The organism is Prosthecomicrobium pneumaticum (assembly GCF_014199915.1).
GTDB classification, from domain to species: domain Bacteria; phylum Pseudomonadota; class Alphaproteobacteria; order Rhizobiales; family Kaistiaceae; genus Prosthecomicrobium; species Prosthecomicrobium pneumaticum.
Genome location: NZ_JACHOO010000010.1, coordinates 95708 through 116112, shown reverse-complemented (window position 1 = coordinate 116112; position 20405 = coordinate 95708). Strand labels below are relative to the sequence as shown.

The 20405-nt window shown below is 69.3% G+C and carries 21 protein-coding genes and 3 tRNA genes; 6 read left to right on the top strand and 18 right to left on the bottom strand.

All coding sequences use genetic code 11. The features are described from left to right. Positions 1-46: 46 nt before the first annotated feature. From GGQ63_RS19420 to GGQ63_RS19360, 13 genes are all read right to left on the bottom strand, one after another. Positions 47-889, bottom strand: coding sequence for an NAD(P)-dependent oxidoreductase (locus tag GGQ63_RS19420; RefSeq protein WP_183858266.1), 843 nt, complete (start codon positions 887-889; stop codon positions 47-49). Beyond that, the gene (locus GGQ63_RS19415; protein ID WP_183858265.1) at positions 886-1323 is read right to left on the bottom strand and encodes a GlcG/HbpS family heme-binding protein; all 438 of its coding nucleotides are present in this window, start codon (positions 1321-1323) and stop codon (positions 886-888) included. The genes GGQ63_RS19420 and GGQ63_RS19415 overlap by 4 nt, the downstream gene beginning before the upstream one ends. Beyond that, complete coding sequence (locus tag GGQ63_RS19410) at positions 1320-1652, bottom strand: YciI family protein (RefSeq protein ID WP_183858264.1); 333 nt, start codon at positions 1650-1652, stop codon at positions 1320-1322. The genes GGQ63_RS19415 and GGQ63_RS19410 overlap by 4 nt, the downstream gene beginning before the upstream one ends. A gap of 7 nt (positions 1653-1659) precedes the next feature. Continuing rightward, the gene (locus GGQ63_RS19405) at positions 1660-2598 is read right to left on the bottom strand and encodes a 5-dehydro-4-deoxyglucarate dehydratase (protein WP_183858263.1); all 939 of its coding nucleotides are present in this window, start codon (positions 2596-2598) and stop codon (positions 1660-1662) included. A gap of 72 nt (positions 2599-2670) precedes the next feature. Next, positions 2671-3708, bottom strand: a complete 1038-nt coding sequence (locus GGQ63_RS19400; RefSeq protein ID WP_183858262.1) for an ABC transporter permease subunit — start codon at positions 3706-3708, stop codon at positions 2671-2673. Continuing rightward, positions 3705-5222: a sugar ABC transporter ATP-binding protein gene (locus GGQ63_RS19395; RefSeq protein WP_343061225.1), complete on the bottom strand. Its 1518-nt coding sequence runs from the start codon at positions 5220-5222 to the stop codon at positions 3705-3707. The genes GGQ63_RS19400 and GGQ63_RS19395 overlap by 4 nt, the downstream gene beginning before the upstream one ends. Further along, positions 5219-6352: a substrate-binding domain-containing protein gene (locus GGQ63_RS19390; RefSeq protein ID WP_183858261.1), complete on the bottom strand. Its 1134-nt coding sequence runs from the start codon at positions 6350-6352 to the stop codon at positions 5219-5221. Before GGQ63_RS19390 ends, GGQ63_RS19395 begins: the two co-directional genes overlap by 4 nt. A 28-nt stretch (positions 6353-6380) precedes the next feature. Then, entirely contained in the window at positions 6381-7250 is an 870-nt protein-coding gene (locus GGQ63_RS19385; RefSeq protein WP_183858260.1) for an alpha/beta fold hydrolase, read from the bottom strand. Between the two features lie 295 nt (positions 7251-7545). Then, positions 7546-8295: a GntR family transcriptional regulator gene (locus GGQ63_RS19380; protein WP_183858259.1), complete on the bottom strand. Its 750-nt coding sequence runs from the start codon at positions 8293-8295 to the stop codon at positions 7546-7548. A 72-nt stretch (positions 8296-8367) separates the two neighbouring features. Next, positions 8368-9522: an alpha-hydroxy-acid oxidizing protein gene (locus tag GGQ63_RS19375; RefSeq protein ID WP_210308591.1), complete on the bottom strand. Its 1155-nt coding sequence runs from the start codon at positions 9520-9522 to the stop codon at positions 8368-8370. Then, entirely contained in the window at positions 9519-10328 is an 810-nt protein-coding gene (locus tag GGQ63_RS19370) for a hypothetical protein (protein ID WP_183858258.1), read from the bottom strand. Before GGQ63_RS19370 ends, GGQ63_RS19375 begins: the two co-directional genes overlap by 4 nt. Before the next feature lie 147 nt (positions 10329-10475). Next, a complete protein-coding gene (locus GGQ63_RS19365) occupies positions 10476-10808 on the bottom strand; it encodes a hypothetical protein (RefSeq protein WP_183858257.1) in 333 nt (110 codons plus the stop codon). 351 nt (positions 10809-11159) lie between these two features. Further along, positions 11160-11918 carry a TylF/MycF/NovP-related O-methyltransferase gene (locus GGQ63_RS19360; protein WP_183858256.1) on the bottom strand — a complete coding sequence of 253 codons (759 nt, stop codon included), beginning with the start codon at positions 11916-11918 and terminating at the stop codon, positions 11160-11162. A gap of 522 nt (positions 11919-12440) precedes the next feature. Here GGQ63_RS19360 and GGQ63_RS19355 point away from each other — a divergent pair. From GGQ63_RS19355 to GGQ63_RS19345, 3 genes are read left to right on the top strand one after another with little or no spacing between them, the layout of a single operon-like run. Further along, positions 12441-13388 carry a GHMP family kinase ATP-binding protein gene (locus GGQ63_RS19355; protein ID WP_210308590.1) on the top strand — a complete coding sequence of 316 codons (948 nt, stop codon included), beginning with the start codon at positions 12441-12443 and terminating at the stop codon, positions 13386-13388. Positions 13389-13423: 35 nt separating this feature from the next. Continuing rightward, positions 13424-14617 carry an HAD-IIIA family hydrolase gene (locus GGQ63_RS22140; RefSeq protein ID WP_246429883.1) on the top strand — a complete coding sequence of 398 codons (1194 nt, stop codon included), beginning with the start codon at positions 13424-13426 and terminating at the stop codon, positions 14615-14617. Next, the gene (locus GGQ63_RS19345; protein WP_183858254.1) at positions 14614-15816 is read left to right on the top strand and encodes an AGE family epimerase/isomerase; all 1203 of its coding nucleotides are present in this window, start codon (positions 14614-14616) and stop codon (positions 15814-15816) included. Before GGQ63_RS22140 ends, GGQ63_RS19345 begins: the two co-directional genes overlap by 4 nt. Before the next feature lie 100 nt (positions 15817-15916). Here GGQ63_RS19345 and GGQ63_RS19340 read toward each other — a convergent pair. The 5 genes from GGQ63_RS19340 to GGQ63_RS19320 all read right to left on the bottom strand — a co-directional run bounded on the left by GGQ63_RS19340 (position 15917) and on the right by GGQ63_RS19320 (position 17919). Next, a tRNA-Arg gene (locus GGQ63_RS19340) sits at positions 15917-15993 on the bottom strand. A 176-nt stretch (positions 15994-16169) separates the two neighbouring features. Then, complete coding sequence (locus GGQ63_RS19335; protein WP_183858253.1) at positions 16170-16475, bottom strand: ETC complex I subunit; 306 nt, start codon at positions 16473-16475, stop codon at positions 16170-16172. Positions 16476-16663: 188 nt separating this feature from the next. Then, positions 16664-16740, bottom strand: a tRNA-Pro gene (locus GGQ63_RS19330). Positions 16741-16844: 104 nt separating this feature from the next. Further along, positions 16845-17333, bottom strand: a complete 489-nt coding sequence (locus GGQ63_RS19325) for a DUF192 domain-containing protein (protein ID WP_183858252.1) — start codon at positions 17331-17333, stop codon at positions 16845-16847. A gap of 10 nt (positions 17334-17343) precedes the next feature. Beyond that, positions 17344-17919 carry a cold-shock protein gene (locus GGQ63_RS19320; protein ID WP_183858251.1) on the bottom strand — a complete coding sequence of 192 codons (576 nt, stop codon included), beginning with the start codon at positions 17917-17919 and terminating at the stop codon, positions 17344-17346. 262 nt (positions 17920-18181) lie between these two features. On the opposite strand from GGQ63_RS19320, the gene GGQ63_RS19315 reads away from it, so the two are divergent. The 3 genes from GGQ63_RS19315 (at position 18182) to GGQ63_RS19305 (ending at position 20224) form a co-directional block, all read left to right on the top strand. Continuing rightward, a complete protein-coding gene (locus GGQ63_RS19315) occupies positions 18182-18601 on the top strand; it encodes a VOC family protein (RefSeq protein ID WP_183858250.1) in 420 nt (139 codons plus the stop codon). Positions 18602-18788: 187 nt separating this feature from the next. Further along, positions 18789-18863: transfer RNA gene (locus GGQ63_RS19310), tRNA-Glu, on the top strand. A 428-nt stretch (positions 18864-19291) separates the two neighbouring features. Then, entirely contained in the window at positions 19292-20224 is a 933-nt protein-coding gene (locus tag GGQ63_RS19305) for a hypothetical protein (RefSeq protein WP_183858249.1), read from the top strand. The last annotated feature ends 181 nt before the right edge of the window (positions 20225-20405 follow it).

Sequence of the window (20405 nt, the reverse complement as noted above, 5' to 3'; positions counted from 1 at the left end):
GCTACCGCGGCGCGCTCGCCCGGCCGGAGCGGCCGCCCGGCAGCTTCTACCCCTTCAGAAACGCCCGCAACGCCTCGCTCTCCGGGCCGTCCTTCTCCTCGTCGGCGGCGATGCGGCGATAGAAGGCGGCGGCGGCCGAGAAGAAGGCGTGCTCGGGATGCTCCGGGCCGATATAGGCCGCGATCTCCTCCATCTCCGCCACCCAGCGCGCCGCCTTCGGCAGCATGTCCGGGATGCTGCGGCGGTAGCCGGCGAGAACCGCCGCCTGGCTCGCGGCGAGTTCGTCACGCAGGATCGCGGCGGCGCCGGCCCGCTCCGCGGCGAGGATCAGCGACGCGCCGAGCGCGATCTGGCCCTTGGTGATGCCGCCATAGCTCATCTTCAGCGCAGAGGCGGCGCCGATGCCGCCCGGCACCACCTTCGTCGTCAGCCCATGGGCGGCGAGCACCGCCGCGCGATCGGCCGCCGCGCCGCTGAGGAAGAGCGTCGGCTCCGGCCGGTCCGGCGCGCCGGGCGGAAAGCCGATGATGCTGCCGTCGACGAAGACCGCGCCCGCCTCCTCGACCGAGCCGCCGATCGCCTTCGCCGTCTCGGGGCCGATCGCGTTGAGGTCGACATAGACCGGCTTCGTCCCCGCTCTCGCGATCGTCGCGGCGAGCCGGCCGGCCGCCGCGACGGCGTCCGACGGCGGCAGCACGGCGAGGATGATGTCGCTCGCCGCCACCTCGGCATCCGAGGCCGGGATCATCCCCGCCGCAGCGGCCCGCTCGCGGCTCGCCGCGCTGCGCCCCTCGAGCGCGATCCGAACGGTGAGACCGTTGTCCACCAGGCGGCGGCCGATCGCGGCGCCCATGCCGCCGGCGCCGAGCATGCCGATCGAGGGGGTCATGCGCCCGCCTCCGGGAGGATCGCCGCGATCCCGGCCCGGGCGATCCGGCCGTCGACATCCGCCGCACTGCCGCTCACCCCGACCCCGCCGACGAGCGCGCCCTCGACCAGGATCGGCACGCCGCCCTCGAAGGGGATGACGCCCGGAAGGGCGAGCACGGCCGGCCCGATCGCCGCGACCATGTCGGAGAAGGCCTTGGTGGGCCGGCGGAACATCACGGCCGCTCGCGCCTTCGCGGTCGCCACCTCGACGGTCGCCGCATGGATGCCGTCCATTCGCGAGAAGGCGATGAGATGGCCGCCATCATCGAGCACCGCGATGCTCACGCGGGCAGCGGCGGCCACCGCCTCGACCTCCGCCGCGGCAATCAGCGCCCTGGCGGCGGCGAGCGACAGGGTCGGCTTGCTGCCGAACAGGGATGAGGTTTCGCTCATGCGGTCGTCTCCCGAAGGCTGGAGGGCTGGGCGGGCGTCTCGCGGGCGAAGTTGAAGATCGCCTTCCGCCAGCGGGTATAGGTCACGGTGGCGCACAGCCCGCCCCGCGCATAGGGCTCGGCGGCGATGAAGGCCTCCGCCATCGCCCTGTCCTCGACCGCGAGGATGTAGAAGCTGCCCGCACCGACCGCGCCGCCGTCTTCGAGTTTGGCGCCCGCGGCGAGCAGCAGCCCCATATGGGCAGCGAGATAGGCGAGATGCGCGGGCCGCAGCGCCTCGCGCGCGGCGGCGCTGTCCGGATGATGAAGCGTATCGACGAGATAGGGCATCGTCGCCTCAGACCGGCGCGGGCGCTTCGGCGACAATCCTCCGTCCGGTCGCGATCAGCGCCTCGAGCTGCGCCATCTCCTCCGCGGTGAGGTCCATCAGCGGCGCGCGGACGGGCCCGGCCGGCTCACCCACGGCCCGAAGCCCGGCTTTGACGATCGACACGGCATAGCCGCGGCGCCGGTTGCGGATCGCGACGAGCGGCAGATAGAACTCGCGCATCAGCCGGTCGAAGACCTCGGTCTCGCCGTCCCGGACCGCCCGATAGAAACGCTTCGCGACCGCCGGCAGGAAGGTGAAGACGGCCGAGCTGTACGACGTCACGCCGACGGCAAAGCACTGCGCGGCGAGGATTTCGGCCGTCGGCACGCCGTTGATCAGCGTGAAGCGGTCACCGCCCTCGAGCTTCAGCTTCAGGATCGTCTCGAAATCGCCGACGCCGTCCTTGACGCCGAGAAAGTTCGGATGCCGCTCGGCGAGCCGCAGCGCCGTCTCGGCATCGAAAATGCCGTTGTTGCGGCTGTAGGCGATCACACCGATGCCGACGGTCTCGCAGACCGCGCCGACATAATGCGCGAGACCGGCCTGATCGGCGGTGGTCAGATAGGGCGGAAAGAGCAGGATGCCCGGCGCGCCGAGCCGTTCCGCCGCCCGTGCGGCACGCCGCGCCGTTGCGAGCCCGTGGCCGACGCCGGCGATCACAGGAACATCGCCGGCTTGGTCGATCGCGACGTCGAGCAGGGTCTCGTATTCGTCCGGATCGACCGAGAAGATCTCGCCCGCCCCGCCGATCGGAACGAGCGCCGCCGGCTGCTCCGCGGCGAGGGTCGCGACGTGGCGCGCCATGCCGTCGGCGTCGATCGCACCATCGTCACGGAACGCCGTGGCCGGGAAGGCGAGGATGCCCTCGGAGAGGGCTTTCGCGAGCTTGATCAGACTGGAATCCACGTCATCCTCGTTCCGCACCGTCCCCGGAGGGACCCGTTCCTGAAGGTCGAGAGGGTCGGACGCCCGCCGGCGTCAGCGTCCGCGCACCGCGTCTTCGGCCGCCGCGGCACGCCGCGCGGCCGCACGCCGCCGGCCCATGAAGCCCGCAGCACCCACCGCGAAGACGAGGATGCCGCCGTTGAAGATGTATTCGACGTAGAACTGCGCCCCCATCTGCTGCAGGCCGGATACGGCCACGGCGAGCAGCGCGACGGCGATCACCGTGCCCCAGACATTGACGCGGCCGGGCCGCACCGAGGTCGAGCCGAGCAGCGCCGCCGCGAAGACCGGCAGCAGCATGTCGGGGCCGGTATTGGTCTGGCCGACCCGCAATTGCGAGGCGAAGATCACACCGGCCATCGCGGCACAGACGCCCGACACCGTGAAGGCGATGACGATCCGGCGGCGCGCATTGATCCCGGAAAGTTCGGCCGCGCGACGATTGGCGCCGACCGCATAGAAGCGCCGCCCGGCAGGCAGGTATTCGAGGAAGACCCAGAGCACCAGCGCCACGGCGAGCGCGATCAGCGCCACATGCGGGATGCCGAAGCTCTGGGCCGCGATGGCGATGAAGCCGGGATCGAGCCGCCCGGACAGCTGCTGCCCGCCCGTATACCAGTTGGCGAGGCCGAACAGCACGGTGCCCGAGCCGAGCGTCGCGATGAAGCTGTCGATCTGGGCATAGGCGACGAGCCAGCCATTCGCGACACCGACCAGTCCGCCGACCACCAGAACGGCGAGGATCGCCACCGGCCAGGGCAGCCCGGCATTGATCATCAGCCCGACGACCAGGCTGTTGGTGAGCGCGATGATGTAGCCGGCCGACAGATCGAACTGGTTGGTCGTGAGCGGCAGCATGATGCCGAGCGAGACGAGCACCACCACCGACTTCGTATCGACGATGCCGCGGAACGTGAGCGCGGTCGGGAAGGTGTTCGGCCGGATCAGGCTGAAAGCGATGACGAGCGCGACGAGGATGATCAGCAGCGCATGGTGGCTGAGGAGATGGCCGAGCGGGCTGCGGGTGGAGGACGCCTTGCGCGCGGCGGCCGCGGTCTCGATCGAGTTCACTTCGGAGAATCCTTGTCGGACGCGCTCGCATGGAGCGAGATCTGCGCGACGGTCACGTCGGCGCCCGTGAGCTGCCGGACGATGCGGCCGCGGTCGAAGACGAGGGCGCGATGGGCGAGCCCCGCGACCTCCTCGAAATCGGACGAGACGAGGAGAGCGGCGTGGCCGTCGCGCATCAGCCGCGTGATGATCTGGTAGATCTCGGTTTTGGCGCCGACATCGACGCCGGCCGTCGGCTCCTCGAGCACCAGAACGTCGCTCGCCGCGGCGACCCAGCGCGCCAGCACAACCTTCTGCTGATTGCCGCCCGACAGCGTGGCCGCCATGCGCTCGGGGTCGTGCGGATCGATCGCGAAGCGGCGGGAGAGGTCGAGCGCGGCGCCGCGCTCGGCGTCGCGGAATCCGAAGCCGCCCGCACCGAGGAAAGCGGGGTTGAGATAGATGTTCTCACGCACCGCGAGGCTGGCGGCGATCGCCTCCTCGGCCCGGCGGCCGGAAACGAAGCCGATACCGGCGGCGATCGCGCCCGCGATGCCCGGCGGCACGAGCGCCCCGCGCACAAGGACACGGCCCGCCTTCGGCGGCAGCACGCCGGCGATCGTCCGGCCGATCGCCTCGTGGCCGGCGCCGCGCAGGCCGACGAGCGCCAGGATCTCGCCCTGGCGGAGCGTCAGATCGACGGGCCCGAAGGCTTCGACGGAGAGCTTCTCGACCGTGACGAGCGCCTCGCCCGTCTCGACCGCCTTTTCCGGATAGAGCTGGTCGATGGCGCGGCCCGTCACCGCTGTGACGAGGCTCGCGGGGGTGAATTCGGCGAGCGGCCGGGACGCCACCACCATGCCGTCGCGCAGCACCGTGACATGATCGGCGAGCGTGAAGATCTCGTCCATCCGGTGGGTGACGTAGAGCATGGCGACGCCGCGGGCCTGGAGCCGCCGCAGCACTCCGAAGAGCACCGCGACGTCGCTCGCCGGCAGCGCCGCTGTCGGCTCGTCGAGCACCAGCACCTTCGCATCGCGGGCGACGGCCCGGGCGATCGCCACCATCGAGCGCTCGGCCATCGAGAGCTCGGCGATCGTCTTCGTCGGGTCGATCGTGCAGCCGACCGCCTCGAGCAGGGTCCTCGCCTTGCGGCGGACCCCGGCCCAGTCGACGAGCCCGAGCGGTCCGCGGCGGTATCCGTCATAGAGCGCGAGGTTCTCGGCGACCGTCATCGTGTCGACGAGGGCGAGATCCTGATGGATGAAGGCGATCGGCAGCGTCCGGTCGCCCGGCCGCACCGTCCGCCCCTCGAAGTCGATCCGGCCCTCGTCCTGCGGCTCGACGCCGGCGAGAATGCGGATCAGGGTCGACTTGCCGGCGCCGTTCTGCCCGGCGAGGGCGTGGATCTCGCCGGCCCGCAACGTCAGGTCGACACCGCCGAGCGCCAGCGTGCCCGGATAGCGCTTGACGATCCCGCGGACGGAGAGGCGCGACGGCGCCTCCCCTCTCGCGGCGACGGCGGCCGTCGTCACGGCGTGGTCTTTCCCGTCTTCCACAGCTGGGCGTATTTCTCGGCGTAGCCGTTCTGCGGGATGTATTCGTTGTTCTCGCCGCCGGCGGTATCGACGGTCGTCTTGTCGATCAGGAGAACCGGCGAGGAATAGTCGGCGGGCGTCTGGCCGGCGAACAGGCGGTTGAGCGTGTCCACCGCCTGATAGGCCTGCATCTCGAAGGGGAACGGGATCGTCACCTTCTGGAAGGAATCGTCCGCCCGGATGCGGTCATAGACCGCCGGGTCGCCGTCCATGCCGGCGAGCACGACCTGACCGTGCTGCACGCCGGCACTGCGCAGCGCCGGGATCTCGAAGGTGATGAAGTAATCCGCCGGGTGAGCGATGTAGAGGGGCTTGTCGAGGCCGTACTGGTTGAGCCAGCTCGGCACCAGCTGCGGCAGCCGGACATTGGCGTCCGCGAACGGCACCTGCGTGTCGAGCACGATCTCGCAGCCGCTGCAGCGCTGGAACTCCGCCCGCATCGCGGCGACCTTCGCCTCGACGACCGAGAAAGCCTTGTCCGAGATCAGGACGACGCGCCCCTCGCCCTTCGAATCGACGATCACCCAGTCGGCGAGCGCCTTGCCGAGATCCTCGATCCGCTGCATCACGTTCCAGTCGATGCCCTGCTCGACGAAGGGGCCGAAGTCCGGCGCGCTCGTCAGGCCGACCACCTTGATGCCGGCGTCCCGCGCCTGCTGGAAATAGGGGATGAAGGTGTCGGGGAAGGAGACGAGCACGATGCCGTCCGGCTTCAGCGACAGCGCCTGATTGATCGCCGCCTGCTGACCGGTCGTCGTGCCCTGTCCGTCGGCGAGCGTGACGGTCCAGCCGAACTTGCCGGCGACCGCCGTGAAGGCGTTGACGAGCCGGCTGTTGCCCGGGTTCTTCATGTCGTAGGGCAGGATGACGATCGACTTGCCGGCCTCGAGCACCGGCCCTTCGGTCGGCCCGTCCCAACCCGAATTGCCGCCGAGATAGGGCTTCAGCGCCGCCTCGAACGGCGCCAGCGCATCCTGTGCCGGCGCAGCGGCCGGCAGGCTCGCGGCGAGCATCGCGCTGCCGAGCGCGGCCGCGGCGTATCTCGAGACATTCCGCCAGATCGTCATGTTGGTTTTTTCCTCCCCAGGGCGGCGCCTAGGCGCCGATGAACTCAGCCAGTTCCGCGTTGAAGCGGTCGGGGCTCTCGATGAACATGAAATGGCTGCCGCCTTCCTCGCGGCCCCAGATGCGCAGCCGCGCGCCCGGGATCTGGGCGGCCACCCAGCGCAACACGGTCGCCTTGTGGGTGCTCCCCTCCGCCCCGATGACGAGGCTCGGCAGACGGACCCGCCTGATCGTGCCGCGCCAGTCGACACCCGAGGTCGCGTAGAGCAGCTCGATCGCCAGCGCCCGCGGCATCTTCAGGTTTTCGGCGACGATCCAGTCCATCAGCGCCGCGTTGTTCGCGACGAAGCCGGGGCCGAACATGCTCTTGATCGCGACGTCGGTGAACGCGGCGCCATCCGGCGCCATCAGCTGCACGGCGAACCGGTCGAGATCGCCGGTGAAATACATCGGCCCGATCTCCGCCCGCGAGGCCTCGCTCCAGGCCGGGTTGTCGACGAGCCGCGGCGAGTCGTCGACGATGACGAGCTTGCGAAGCCGCTCGCCCGCGAACAGCTCCCAATAGGCCCAGAGATATTTGACGCCGCCGGAATGGCCGAGCAGCGCGACGTCGTGCAGGTCGAGATGGAGCAGCAGTTCACGCATGTCGGCGGCGATGCGGTGCGCATTGTAGCCGTGATCGGGCTTGTCGCTGTCGCCATGGCCGCGCGGATCGACGGCGATCACCCGATAGCGGTCCGACAGCCCGTCGATCTGGGCGCGGAACATCGCCGCGCTCTGCGACCAGCCGGGAAACATCATCAGAACCGGGCCGTCGCCGGCCTCGATGTAATGCAGGCGCACCCCGTCCGCCGTCGTGAAATGGCGGCTCGTCCCGCGGCGCGGCGCGAATTCCTCCACCGGATCCTCTCCTCGCAGCCCGTCCTCCAAGCCTCTTCCGCACTCTGTCGGAACCGGCCCGATGCGTCAAGCGCGATGTATCGTGCACGATCTTTTTTCTATTTTTCTTTTATATACAAGTGGTTGAGTTATTCATGGATGATTTTAGATCGCCTTCATATGCGAATGCGGGTTCGAGCGGACAGCGCCGCTGCCGACGGCCGCGCGATGGATCGTGCGCAGCCCCGCCGCGCGTCCCGCCGCGAGCGTCGTGGCGGGGCGGCCGGCTCCGCGGGCCGCGGATCGGCGAAGGGCGTCAGCCCTTCGCGCGCTCGATCTCGCGGTCGATCAGGCGTCGCCGTCCGCCGTCGAGATGGTCGCGCACCGCCTGCGCGGCCGCCTCTCCGTCCCCCGCCTCGAAGGCGTCCAGAATCGCGCGATGCTCGTTCATCACCTCGGCGAGCGCCGTATTGGCCCCCTCGCGGTTGCGATAGAGTCGCGACTGGATGAGGAGAGCGTGCAGCGAGGAATAGGTCACCGACATGACCTCGTTCTCGGCGCTGTCGACCAGAACCTGATGGAACTTGCCGTCCCATTCCACGAAGCGGCGATATTCCTTGTAGCGCGTGCCGAGCAGAGGCACCGCATTCATCTTCTCGAAGGCCTGCCGCATTGCGGCCAGGACGGCTTTCTTCTTCTTCGGGGCGCCGACCCGCGCGCAATGCGATTCGATCACAATGCGATATTCGGCGAGCGCGGCGAGATAGGCGGCCGAGGGCGTCGGCGCCACGGCATAGCCCGTATAGAGCTCCGACACGACCAGCCGCTCGGCCTCGAGCCGGGCGAGCGCCTCGCGGATGGGCGAGGAACTGACCGCCAGCTCGCGCGACAGATTGTCGATGTTGAGCCGCGCGCCCGGCGGCAGCGTCTGGTCGAGGATGCGCTCCTTCAGCGCCTCATAGGCCTGCTCGGCGAGCGTGGTGCGGACGATCGAACGGGCCGGCGCGGCCTTCGGCTCCCGGCGCCGGCGTTCCGTCGTCTCGCCCGTCCCGTCCGTCTTCGCCATGATCCCGACCCCTTCCCGCTCGCCGCACCCTTGCCGATTCCGCCGAAGCGGAGAAGCCCGAAGCGGAGCGGCTCATCGGCGCGTCCGCAGGAGCAGATCCGGATCGACCTCGGCGAACCGCGCCCGCCCGACCATGGCGAGGCTGGTGTCGATCTCCGAGCGCAGCATGGCGATCGCGCGATCCGCCCCCGCCCGGCCGGCCGCCACGACACCATAGAGCGTCGCCCGGCCGACCCAGACGAAATCCGCGCCGAGCGCTTTCGCGACCAGCATCTCCCAGCCGCGGCGGACGCCCGAATCGAGCATCACCACGGCCTCTTTCCCCACCGCCGCCCGGATCGCCGGCAGCGTCTCGACGGGGCTCGGCAGCGGATCGAAGGACTTTCCGCCGTGATTGGAGACGATGATCCCGTCGGCACCCGTCTCGAACGCCAGCCGGGCGTCGTCGGGGTGCTGGATGCCCTTGACGATCAGCCGGCCCGGCCAGACGCGCCGGAGCGCCGCGAGCGTCGCCCAGGTCTGGATCGACGGGCTCTGCGACCGGAAGAAGGCCGCGACCGCACCGGGACCGGCGCCGTCCGGAGCATAGGCGCGCCAGCTCTCCATCATCGGCATGCCGCCGCCCGAAAGATATTCGGCGATCCAGGCCGGATGGGTGAGCGCCTCGAGAAGGATCGGCAGCCGCAGCCGCAGCGGCAGAACGAAGCCGTTCCGCGTATCCCGCTCGCGCTTCGGATAGACCGGGTTGTCGACCGTCAGCACGAGATGGCGCACCCCCGCGGTCGCCAGCCGGTCGACGATCCGCGCCGTGATCGCCGCATCCTTCGCCGGATAGATGTGCGCCCAGGCGTGATCGGGCGCGACCCGCATCACCGCCTCGACCGGCGCGACGCTCGCCCCCGAAAGCACGAAGGGAATGTCCGCCGCCGCTGCGGCCCGCGCGAGATGGAGGTCGGCATCGCGCCGCAGCAGGCCCGCGAAGCCGGTCGGTCCGATGCCGAACGGGCTCGCATAGCGCCGGCCGAACAGGTCGGCCGTCTGGTCCCGCGCGGCGATCCCGGTCAGATAGCGGGGCATCAATCGGTATGCGCGGAAGGCGGCGCGGTTGTCCTCGAGCCCGTATTCGTCCTCGACGCCGCTCTCGATCAGCTCGAACAGGATCTTCGGCAGGCGCCGTCGCGCCATGCGGCGCAGATCCCCGATCGAAAGCGCCCGTTCGAGCTTCACGTCGGGCCCCCGCCGCGCAATCTCGCGACGAACGCCCTGAGCGGCTCGCCCACCACCCCGCCGTGCCGCCGCGCCGTCTCGTTGAGATGGGACAGCACACCCTGCTCATAGGCGGCGCGCGCGTCGCCGATCGGGGCGCTGTCGGCGGAGACCGTGCCGGCGATCATGCCGCGCTCGTCGAGGGTGGGCAGCCGGGCGATCCCCGCGCCATCGAGCCCCACGCCGGCATCGTTGAAGAAGACGGCGAAGAGCTGCGGGCCGATCACATTGTCGGGCCGGCCGCGAAACAACGCGGCGTGCGAGCCCGTGATGGCGATCGCGCCGGCATCCTCGGGCGTCAGCATCGGCGCCGCATCGAGCGCGATCACCCGCGGCTCCGGCGCCCCGGAAAGAAGGAAGCGCTTGCCGCCCGAGATCTCCGGCGGCGGCTCGGCGACGACCGGCCCCTTCGTCATCCGCTCGGCACAGTCGCGGACGCTCTGGCCGACGGCACAGCCGAGACGCCGCGCCGCTTCGTTCACATGGCTGATGATGCCGTGCTCGAGCATGTGCTCGCCATCGGCGATGTGGCAGGTCCGGGCGTCGGCGGTCGCCCCGGCGAGGCCGATCCGGTCGAGATAGGGCAGGCCCTTGATGCCCGCTCCGCCGAAGCCGATGCCGGCATCGTTGAGAACCACACCGCGAATGCCCCATTTGGCCGCGTGGAAGGCGTTGTATTCGCCGCCATAGGAGCCGGAGACGAGGACATTGCCCGGGCTCTCCCCGGTCGCGGTGGCGCTGCTCGAAACGGTCAGAATGCGAACCATCGTCCTCTCCCCGCGCCCGCCGCGCCTCCGCGGCGGGCGGGATCGGTCCGCTCGACGCGCAGGCATCTGCGATGCCTGCTACATCATGCACGATCCACGATGCAATCGAAAAGTCCGGATGGGGCCGGGCAGGAGGGGATGCGGCTTTCAGACCGAAAGCAGGACCGCGGCGGCGAGCGCGATCACGCCGAGCACGATCAGCGTGCCGGCGATCAGCCAGCGGCGGTTCTCCCGCCGCTCGGTCTCGGCGCCATCGATCGCGCGCGCGGTCTCGTTCGATGCCGCCGGCGCGGCAGTTCCGCCCTGCCGCGTCTCCGCCGCGGCGGCATGCGCGATCGCCGCGGCCGAGGGCGGCACGCCGGCCGCCTCGTCATCGGTGCCGAGCGGCGCCGCCGCGGGGTCGGGAAAGGCGATCTTGTCGCCCGTCCGGCCACTGTCGATCTCGTGGCGCAGCGCGTCGCTGGTGCGGACCTCGGTCATCCGACGGCAACCCGCAGCGAGGCGCGCCGTTCCCTCCGCCCCGCAGCGGTGCCGGCATGAGGGGGGCGCGCGCCGCGACGGCCGCCCGATGGCGGAACGGCCTTCGCACACCGCCGGAAACGTCCGCCTGCGCAGCGCGTCCGCCGCAACCGGAACGATCTCTCCGCAGGGTCGACATTGCAACGGCCTTTCTTCTCGACTCGTTGAGTCGTCTTTAGTCTTCTTTCTGCCTGGACGGCCGCGCCCTTCGAGACCGGGGCGTGCCGGCGGCGAGGGAGACGGAACGCGAGACCCCGAGCGCCTCGCGGGCGGCGGGACACCTCGCCCATTCTTTTGCGACGGACCGCGCGTTCACGCCTCGGGGTGTCGGAACACGAAATGCGGATAGATCTGTTCCGACCGCAGCCCGTCGCGCGCGATCACGATATCCTCGACCACCTCGGTCGCCCCGAGGCAGCTCGACATGGTGGCGTCGTCGAAGACGTAATAGCCGCCCGGCACCATGAAGGGCTTCGTGAGCTCATAGCTGCAGCGGACGGCGCTGTAGATGTCGCAATCGATATGGGTGAGCGCGATGCGCCCGGCCTCGGCCAGCGCCGCTCCGGCGGTGTCTTCGAACCGGCCCTTGATGAAGGTCACGTTGTGCAGGCCCGCGGCCCGGGCCGCCTCGCGCACCTCCTCCACATCGGTTTCCGCGAAATCGCCAGCGCCATGGGCATCGACGCGGCGGTCGGTCTCCGGCATGCCGGCAAACGTATCGAGGGCCAGAACCCGCGTTCCGGGAAGGAACCGGGCGGCCAGGCGGGCCATGAACAGAGCCGACCCGCCGCGATAGGTGCCGTATTCGATGATGTGCCCGCCGCCCAGTCGGGGCAGAAAGAGCTTGATCAGCATGAACAGGTTCATCAGCCGCTCCTCCGTCACCACGCTTCGTCCGAGGGCGAGAGCGAGGGCCGAAGCGAAATCCTGATCGGCGCGAATCTTGTCCTTCAGCGCCCCGAACTCGATGCCCCAGCCGCGCTGGTAGCCCTCGTGCACACGGCGTCCGAGGCGCAGGCCCGGGTCGATACCCAGACGAGGAAGTTCGGCGAGCGTGAACGCGCGCGTCATGGCAGGTCTCCCGCAGCGGCCCCTGTTTCGTCCAGGATGAGAGACGTGTCAAAGGGCGATGAGGGGCGCGTCCCGCGAGGGGGCTGGCCGTGGCCGGCGGCGTCCGCGTGCGTCGCCTCGCCACGGACCGCAGCACCCGGCCGGAGATCGAGACCCCGGCGGCGGGCCGGGGCATTCGATTGCCGGACCGGGAGGGCTGGTGCGGCAGCCGCATTCTTCAGGCTCGTCATGCGGATGCCGAGGATTTCGGGGCGGCGGCGGAGAGACCGGAGTTGGTCGGCGCCCTTCTCGGCGGGAGCGATGTTGTGAATGCGGGCGGGTGCGTATAGTGCAGGTTGCCGCAGGGCATTTCACCCGGTGACGGAGAAAGGCCGGCACAGCTTGAGACCTTCATCGATCGCCACCGTGTTCTCCAGCCCTCCACCCTCCCCCCGTAAGATCCGCGCAAGAGCGCCCCTGCGCCTCGGCTTCGGCGGAGGCGGTACCGACCTGTCACCGTTCTGCGACCGGCACGGCGGCCTGGTGATCAACGCCACCCTTGCGCTTTATGCCTATGCCCACCTCGAGCCCCGGTCGGACGGGCGGGTGCTTCTGGAGGCGACGGAACTGGGGCAGCGTTACGAAGGGCCGGCGGAGACGACCCTTCCGCTCGGCCCGGAAGCCTTGCTGCACCGCGGGGTCTATAACCGCATCGTCTCGACCTTCAATCGCGGCAGGCCGCTCCCGGTCACGGTGCGCACCACGGTCGACGTGCCGGCCGGATCGGGACTGGGAGGATCCTCCTCGCTCGTGGTCGCCATTCTCGAGGCCTTCCGCAACTATCTCAACCTGCCCTTCGGGGAATACGATCTCGCGCGGCTCGCTTTCGAGATCGAGCGGGAAGACCTCGAGATCGCGGGTGGCAAGCAGGACCAGTATGCCGCCGCCTTCGGCGGGTTCAACTTTATCGAATTCCACGAGCACGGCCGTGCCGTGGTGAACCCGCTCCGGCTGCGCAGCGCCGCGATCAACGAACTCGAAGCTTCGTTGATCCTCTACGACACGGGCCAGTCGCGCCACTCCAAGACGATCATCGAAGCCCAACAGGCCCGGATCGTCAGTGACGACGACGCGCTGCGGGCGATGTTCGCGCTGAAGCGCGAGGCGCTCGAGATGAAGGAAGCGCTCATCACGGGCCATCTTTCCGACTGCGCCGAGACGATCAATCGGGGCTGGGCGGCCAAGAAGGCCACCGCCGGCGCCGTGTCCAATGCCGAAATCGAGCGTGTGCTGCATCTGGCGATGCAGAGCGGCGCTCTGGCCGGCAAGGTCTCCGGCGCCGGCGGCGGGGGCATTCTGATGATTCTGTGCGATCCCGCGGAACGGCAGAAGACCGTCGAGATCCTGTCTCGGGAACCCGGTCGCTTGCTGCCGTGCAAATTCACTAAGGAGGGTGTCACATCCTGGTCGGTCCCATTGAACAGGCCGTGATCCTCTGCGGAGGTCTGGGGACCCGCCTCGGGTCCTTGACGGCCGGCACGCCGAAGCCGCTCCTGCCCATCGCGGGGCGACCGTTTCTCGACATCCTGATCGAGGAGATCGCGCGTCAGGGCGTGCGGCGCTTCCTGCTGCTGGCGGCGTTCGAGGCGGACCGGATCGCCCGCTTTGCGGCGGCGCTGCCGGACCGGCTGGGGCGGCGGATCACGGTGGAGGTGGCGACCGAGCCCGCGCCGGCGGGCACGGGCGGGGCACTCGCTCATGCCCGTGACCGGCTCGATCCTGTGTTCTTCCTCTTCAACGGCGATTCGTGGTTCGATCAGCCGCTCGCTTCCCTGCGCGCCGCGCTCGCCCGGACGCCACGGGCGCTGGGCGTGCTGGCGCTGCGCCGCCTGAGCGGCGCCGGGCGTTATGGCACGGTCGAGATGGAGGGGGCGTCGGTCACGGCGTTCCGGCCCGCCGGCGGGCCGCAGCCCGGCCCCTGCCTCGTCAATGCCGGCGTCTATCTGTTCCGGCGCGAGATGGTGTCCCGCTGTCCGGCCGCCGGCGCGCTGGAACACGACACGCTGCCCGGCCTTGCCGCGGACGGCCTGCTGGCCGGGGTTTCCAGCGACGCCTACTTCATCGATATCGGCGTGCCGGAGGACTATGCCCGGGCGCAGCACGAGATCGAAGCCCGGCGCCGCAAGCCCGCGCTGTTTCTCGACCGCGACGGGGTCATCAACGAGGATCGCGGCTATGTGGCGACGCGCGACCGCTTCGCCTTTATGCCGGGCGCCCCCGAAGCGATCAGGGACGCGAACGAAGCCGGCTGTTACGTGTTCGTGGTCACCAATCAGGCGGGCATCGGGCACGGCTACTACGGCGCTGCCGATTTCCATCGGCTGATGGACGTCATCCAGGACGAGCTCCTCGCCGTCGGCGGTCATATCGACGACGTGCGCTTTTGCCCCGATCATCCGGAGGCCGCCCTCGAGCCCTATCGCCGCCAGTCGGACTGGCGCAAGCCCGCTCCGGGCATGATCCTCGATCTCCTGCGTCATTGGCCGGTCGACGCGGCGAACAGCCTGATGATCGGCGACCGGCTCTCCGACATCGAGGCCGCCGCCGCGGCCGGAATCAGAGGCGTTCTGTTCCAGACCGGGCGGCTGGACGACGTTCTGCGCCCCTTCCTCGCCGGGCGACCGGCGCGGCTGGCCGGCTCAGCCGGGGGCCAGCCGTGAGCCCGCAGGAGGACTTGCGGGCCTCCTATGAGCGCCTCGTCCGGTGGCTGTGCGGCGAGGCGTTTCCTCTTTGGGCCGATCGCGGCCTCGACCCGGTCTCGCGCGGCTTCGTCGAGCGCCTGTCTCCGGACGGCACGCCGATCCATGACCCCCAGCGCGCCCGGGTGGTCGGACGGCAGATCTATGCCTATGCGCTCGCCCCGGGTTTCGGCTGGCACGGACCGGCCGCCGCTCTGGTGCGGTACGGCCTCGCGCGCCTCGATAACGGGTTCTGGACTGGCGACGGGCTGGTGCGGTCCGTCGTGGCGCGTGACGGGCACGTCCTGCGGCCGGATTTCGACCTCTACGACCATGCCTTCGTCCTGTTCGGACTGGCGGCCGCCGCGGCGGCCGACCCGGCCCTTACCGAACGGCTCTCCTGCCGGGCCATGGCCTCCGTCGCCCGGATACGGGCATCGTTCCGTCATCCGCGGGCAGGGTTCGTCGAACCGGCTCCGCCGGGCGCGCCGCTTCTCGCCAATCCGCACATGCACATGCTCGAGGCCGCGCTCGCCTGGCTAGCGGTCGTGCCCGATCCGCTGTGGCAGAGGCTCGCCGACGAGATCGCGGAGTTGTGCCTGGAGCGGTTCCTCGATCCGGCGACGGGGGCGCTGCGCGAACGGTTCGACCCGGACTGGAGCGTCCTCGAAGGCGAGGCCCAAGGGGACCTCGAACCCGGCCACCAATACGAATGGGCCGCGCTTCTCGTTCGCTGGGGCCGCCTCACCGATCGCCCGGATGCGCTTGCGGCTGCCGGTCGCCTGATCGCTTTCGCCGAGGACCACGGAATCGATCCCCGGCGGAAGCTCGCGGTCAACGGCCTCGATCCCAGGACCTTGCGGCACACCGACCGACGGGCGCGTCTCTGGCCGCAGAGCGAACGGATCAAGGCGCATCTGGCGATCGCATCGCTCGGGGGAAGCGCGGCGTCCGGGGCTCTCTCGCGCGCGGCCGAAGCGACCGAGGGGCTGTTGCTCTATGCCCGGCATCCGGTTCCCGGCGCGTGGTGGGAGCATCTGGATGAAGGGGGCGCCCCGATCCGCGAACCGTCCCGCGCATCGAGCCTCTATCACATCGTCTGCGCGGCGAATGAACTGCGCATAGCGCTGGCACCGGACATGGCGGCGGATCGCGGTGCCCTCGTCTCCGATCTCCTCTGATCGGGAAAGGGCAGGCGGATCCGAACGGAACGGCAGGTCGGCACACGCAGGGGCGACACTCCGGCGCGGCCGCCCCATCCCTCCGCGATGCTGGTGGTTTTGGCGACCCCGGGGTGACTCGAACACCCAACCACCCGCTTAGAAGGCGGGTGCTCTATCCGGTTGAGCTACGGGGCCGTTCGCCGCGGCGCGGTCGGCATGAGAATCCGGCGGTTCCGGAATCCGGAAATCGGCGGCGCGACAGCCTCGCCGCCCGACCATGACGGCAGACCGTCAAGAACTCGGCTCGCCGAGCGTCGGGGGTTCACCCGGGACTCCGTCCTGCACGGCACTGCGATCGGATGTCCGATCGCTCAGTGGGTCCAGGGCGTCAGCCGGCCGAACTTGAAATTGTCGGCATACGAGACGCGCTTGCGGGTTTCTTCCTTGGGCTCGGAAAGCTGATAGGGGATGCCGTGCCGCTCGGCATAGGCGACGGCCTCCTCCTTCGTTTCGAAGAAGAGCTTCACCTGACGCTGCGTGTCGGCGCTCGATGTGTAGCCCATCAGCGGCTCGACGGCGGCCGGCACGGCCGGCTCATAGGCGAGCAGCCAGCGATCGGACTTCGCCTTGCCGGACTGCATGGCGGTGCGGGCGGGCTTGTAGATGCGGGCGAGCATGAAACGAAGACCCTCTCGGCGGTCGGCCTTTTCAGCCTTCTCTTTGCCGCGCCGCACGCGCGCTGTAAAGACGGTGTCGTCCCTGTAAAGGCCGCACCGGCATCGAGCGGCCCTGATCGCGGCCAACGGAGAGGGAGCTTCGGGCGGGCGCCGCAGAAGGCCACCTTCCGGTGCCGAAAAAAGGCCGATGGTCGGGGCGGCAAGATTCGAACTTGCGACCCTCTGGTCCCAAACCAGATGCGCTACCAGGCTGCGCTACGCCCCGAACCGGCGACCTCTCTCGCTTACAGGCTCGCGCCCTCGCGCTCAAGCCTCGCGGCGCGGGCCGGCGACGAACGCGACCCGGGCGGGCTGCGGCGCCCGCCGGGCTCAGCGCTTCGGAGGCGACGGGATCGAGACGTGATCGCCCGACTGGAGGCCGATGCGCGCCGCCGTGCCGGCGACCACCTCGAGCACATAGCGCACCGGGGCGCCGGCCGGCGTCAGCTTCTCGCTCATCGGCTCGACGTCGCGGGCGACGCGATAGACGGTCCCGTCGGCATGGATGAACACCATGTCGAGCGAGAGCGGCGTATTCTTCATCCAGAAGGTCACCGGCTGCTCGCGGCCGAAATCGAACAACATGCCGTGGTCGGAGGCCATCTCCTGCCGGAACATCAGGCCCTTCGCCCGCTCGTCCTGGGTCATCGCCCATTCGATCGAGAAATCGTGGCTGCCCGTCTTCGTGCGGATCGACAACCGGTCGGATCGGGCGAACCCGTCGAGCGCATAGAAGACGGCGACCGCCGCAACGACGAGCCCGAGCAGGCCGATCGCGATCCGGCCGCGCGGCGAGGGTCTCGTCGGCTGCGGGGCCATTATCGCCGGCTCAATGGGAGGACGGCGCCTGGCTCGGCCCGTCGGGCCGGATCTCGGCGGCCATCAGCCCTTTCGAGCCGCCGCCGAAGCGCACCAGAACCGACTGTCCCGGACGCAGCTCCGCCATGCCGTAGCGCCGCAGCGTTTCCATATGGACGAAGATGTCCTCGGTGCCTTCGCCGCGGGTGAGGAAGCCATAGCCCTTCACCCGGTTGAACCATTTGACGATCGCCCGCTCGAGCCCGCTCGTCGGCACCACGCTGTCATGGGTGCGCGGCGGCCCCTGCTGCGCGGGATGGATGGCCGAGCTTTCGTCCATCGAGACGATGCGGAAGGCCTGAATGCCCTTCGGGCCGCGCACCGCCTCGCAGGCGATCCGGGCGCCTTCGTAAGCGGTCTGGTAGCCGTCGCGACGCAGACAGGTGACGTGCAGCAGCACGTCGGCGCTGCCATCGTCGGGCATGATGAAGCCGTAGCCCTTCGAGGCGTCGAACCATTTGATGACGCCGACGACCTCGAAGAGATCGAGGTCGGGGTCGGTGTCCGCTCGTACGGACGACGATTCAGCACCGATCTTGCTGCCCATCAGGGCCCCCATGCCCGGCCACGGCGCCCATGCCCAAGACGCGGCAGTTCCGCAGGCGGCCGTTCACTCGCTCGATTCATGGCAGCCACCATAGCATCCGCTTCCTGCGACACCAGTCCTCAACTGGGATAACGGTCGAGAACGCCGCCATCAAGCCGCCACGAACGGTTCATGGTTGTGTTTCGGCCACACGATCCTATCTTCGCCCGCGCCGGCGCCATCGAACGGCGCCGAAAAGGTCCATCCGGCGAGGAGTTCCCCCTTGAAATATCTCCACACCATGGTCCGCGTGACCGATATCGACCAGTCGCTCGACTTCTACGTCGGCAAACTGGGTCTGAAGGAGCTGCGGCGGACCGAGAACGAGGCCGGCCGCTACACGCTCGTCTTCCTCGCGGCCCCCGGCGACGAGAGCGCGCAGGTCGAGCTGACCTTCAACTGGGATCCGGAAGTGTATGGCGAGGGCCGCAATTTCGGCCATCTCGCCTATGAGGTGGACGACATCTATGCGCTCTGCGACCGGCTGATGAAGGCGGGCGTGACGATCAACCGCCCGCCGCGCGACGGCCGCATGGCCTTCGTGCGCTCGCCCGACAACATTTCGATCGAGATCCTGCAGAAGGGCGCCGCCCTGCCGCCGCAGGAGCCCTGGTCGTCGATGCCGAACACCGGCAAGTGGTGAGCGACCGCTTCGGCTGACACGGCAGGCCGGCGCCGAGCGCCGGCCGCTTCGCGGCGCCCGAGCGGCGGAGCGCGTTCGTGCCGGGGCGAGACATGGGGCGCCGGTCCGCCCGCTGTGGACGAGTTCGGCCCCCTCCTCCTTTCCGGCTTGTCCGGTCGCCGGACCGTCGCTATAAGCACCCCCGCCTGCGCCCTTCGTCTATCGGTCAGGACGCCACCCTTTCACGGTGGAGAGAGGGGTTCGATTCCCCTAGGGCGCGCCATCTTCCCCAGACCACGCCTTCATCGAGGCCTTGGGTGCGCGTCGGCGCTCGCGCCGCGGGCGGACGATCCCAGTCGTCGGACGGCGGAGTGACTTTTCCGGTCCGGCAACCTTCGCGATGCCGCGACATCACAGGCAACACCGCCGCGCCGGGTGACCGAGACGGATTTCGTCGGCGATGCCGTACGCGACACGCAGGCCGACAGCGCGGCCAGAAGACCGCGGCCGAGAGGACGGAGAGACGTTGCCGGCCGACGGAGAGACGGTGTACCGCTTGCTTCACCGCGAACTCTCCCGCTAGACAACAGCCCCTGATACGTCTCGATCTCCTCGCCTCTGCACGCCTCGCGCGCCGAATGTCGCGATCGCGGACATCGGCCGCGGGCGCGCGGCGCTCGTACGGTTCTGGTGCAGGGAATCTGCAGGGAAATGGTCTGGATGCGTGGTGGGATTCAGAGAAGACTGATCGCGATCGATACCGCGACGCTGATGCTGGTCGCGCACCACCTTCCCCTCCCCCTCGGGCGCGGCTGGGCGACCCTTCGTGGCGTCGTTCACGCCGCCCTGGGCTATGATTGGCTGTCGGTCGGATCGGGCCGCTATGTGGTTCGCCCGATGACGTGGCGATCCCTGCGCCGTCTGGCGCCGGAGCAGCCGTCTTGGCGTCGCCTGATCCGGCTCGTGGCGCGTTATGTCCACCTCTCGCGCGCGGAGTGGGAAGGGCTGGCGCTGCCTCGCCTGGTGGACGGCCTGCCGCCATATCCGAGCGCGGACGAGGCGGCGGACCGGCTCGCCGCGAGCGGGCGCGGCACCATCCATTTCATGTTTCACTACGGGTCACTCTATCCCGCGGTGGCGTGGCTATCAAAAAGTGGAAGAAAGACAAATTGGATAACGTCGGACTTATACAATAGAATACCGGGACTATCGCCATGGATCGGTAAAATGCATGCCGAAATCAATCGGAATCTCCACCTCGTCACGAACGGCGGCGAAGTGATATTCAACAGGGAGAGCGTCAGAAAATTCTACAAGAAGTTGAAAGACGGTGAGGACGTTGTGATTGTTGTCGACCGTACGGTGGCCAGCGGACCGGCGATCATGATCGACCTCCCCGGATCATGCCGGGCGCCTCTGGCGCGGGGGGCCTGGGCGGCGCTGCGCGCGACGCGCTCCGGCTGGACCGTGACCGCCTGTGAATATCGGGCCGGACGCTTTCACATCTTCCATGAGCGGTCGAGCGAACGGGAAGACGGCAGCCCCCCCGATCTGCGCATGATCAGCGGTCTGATCGCGCAGACGCCGCAGCGCTGGTGGGCCTGCCATGTGCTCGATTTCGTGCCGTCTCCGGATCCGGAGTGACGTCCGGAGGCCCGCAGGCCCGCTGTTTCGACGGCCGTCACGACCGCCCGCACACCACCTTGGGCACCCTCGCCACGACGACGGCCGCACGCCGGTCCGGGAAGGACCACCTCCGGCGCCGTCGCCGGTTACGAACGAGGGCGAGACCGGGCAAGTTCGGCGGGCAACGGACCACGCCGGG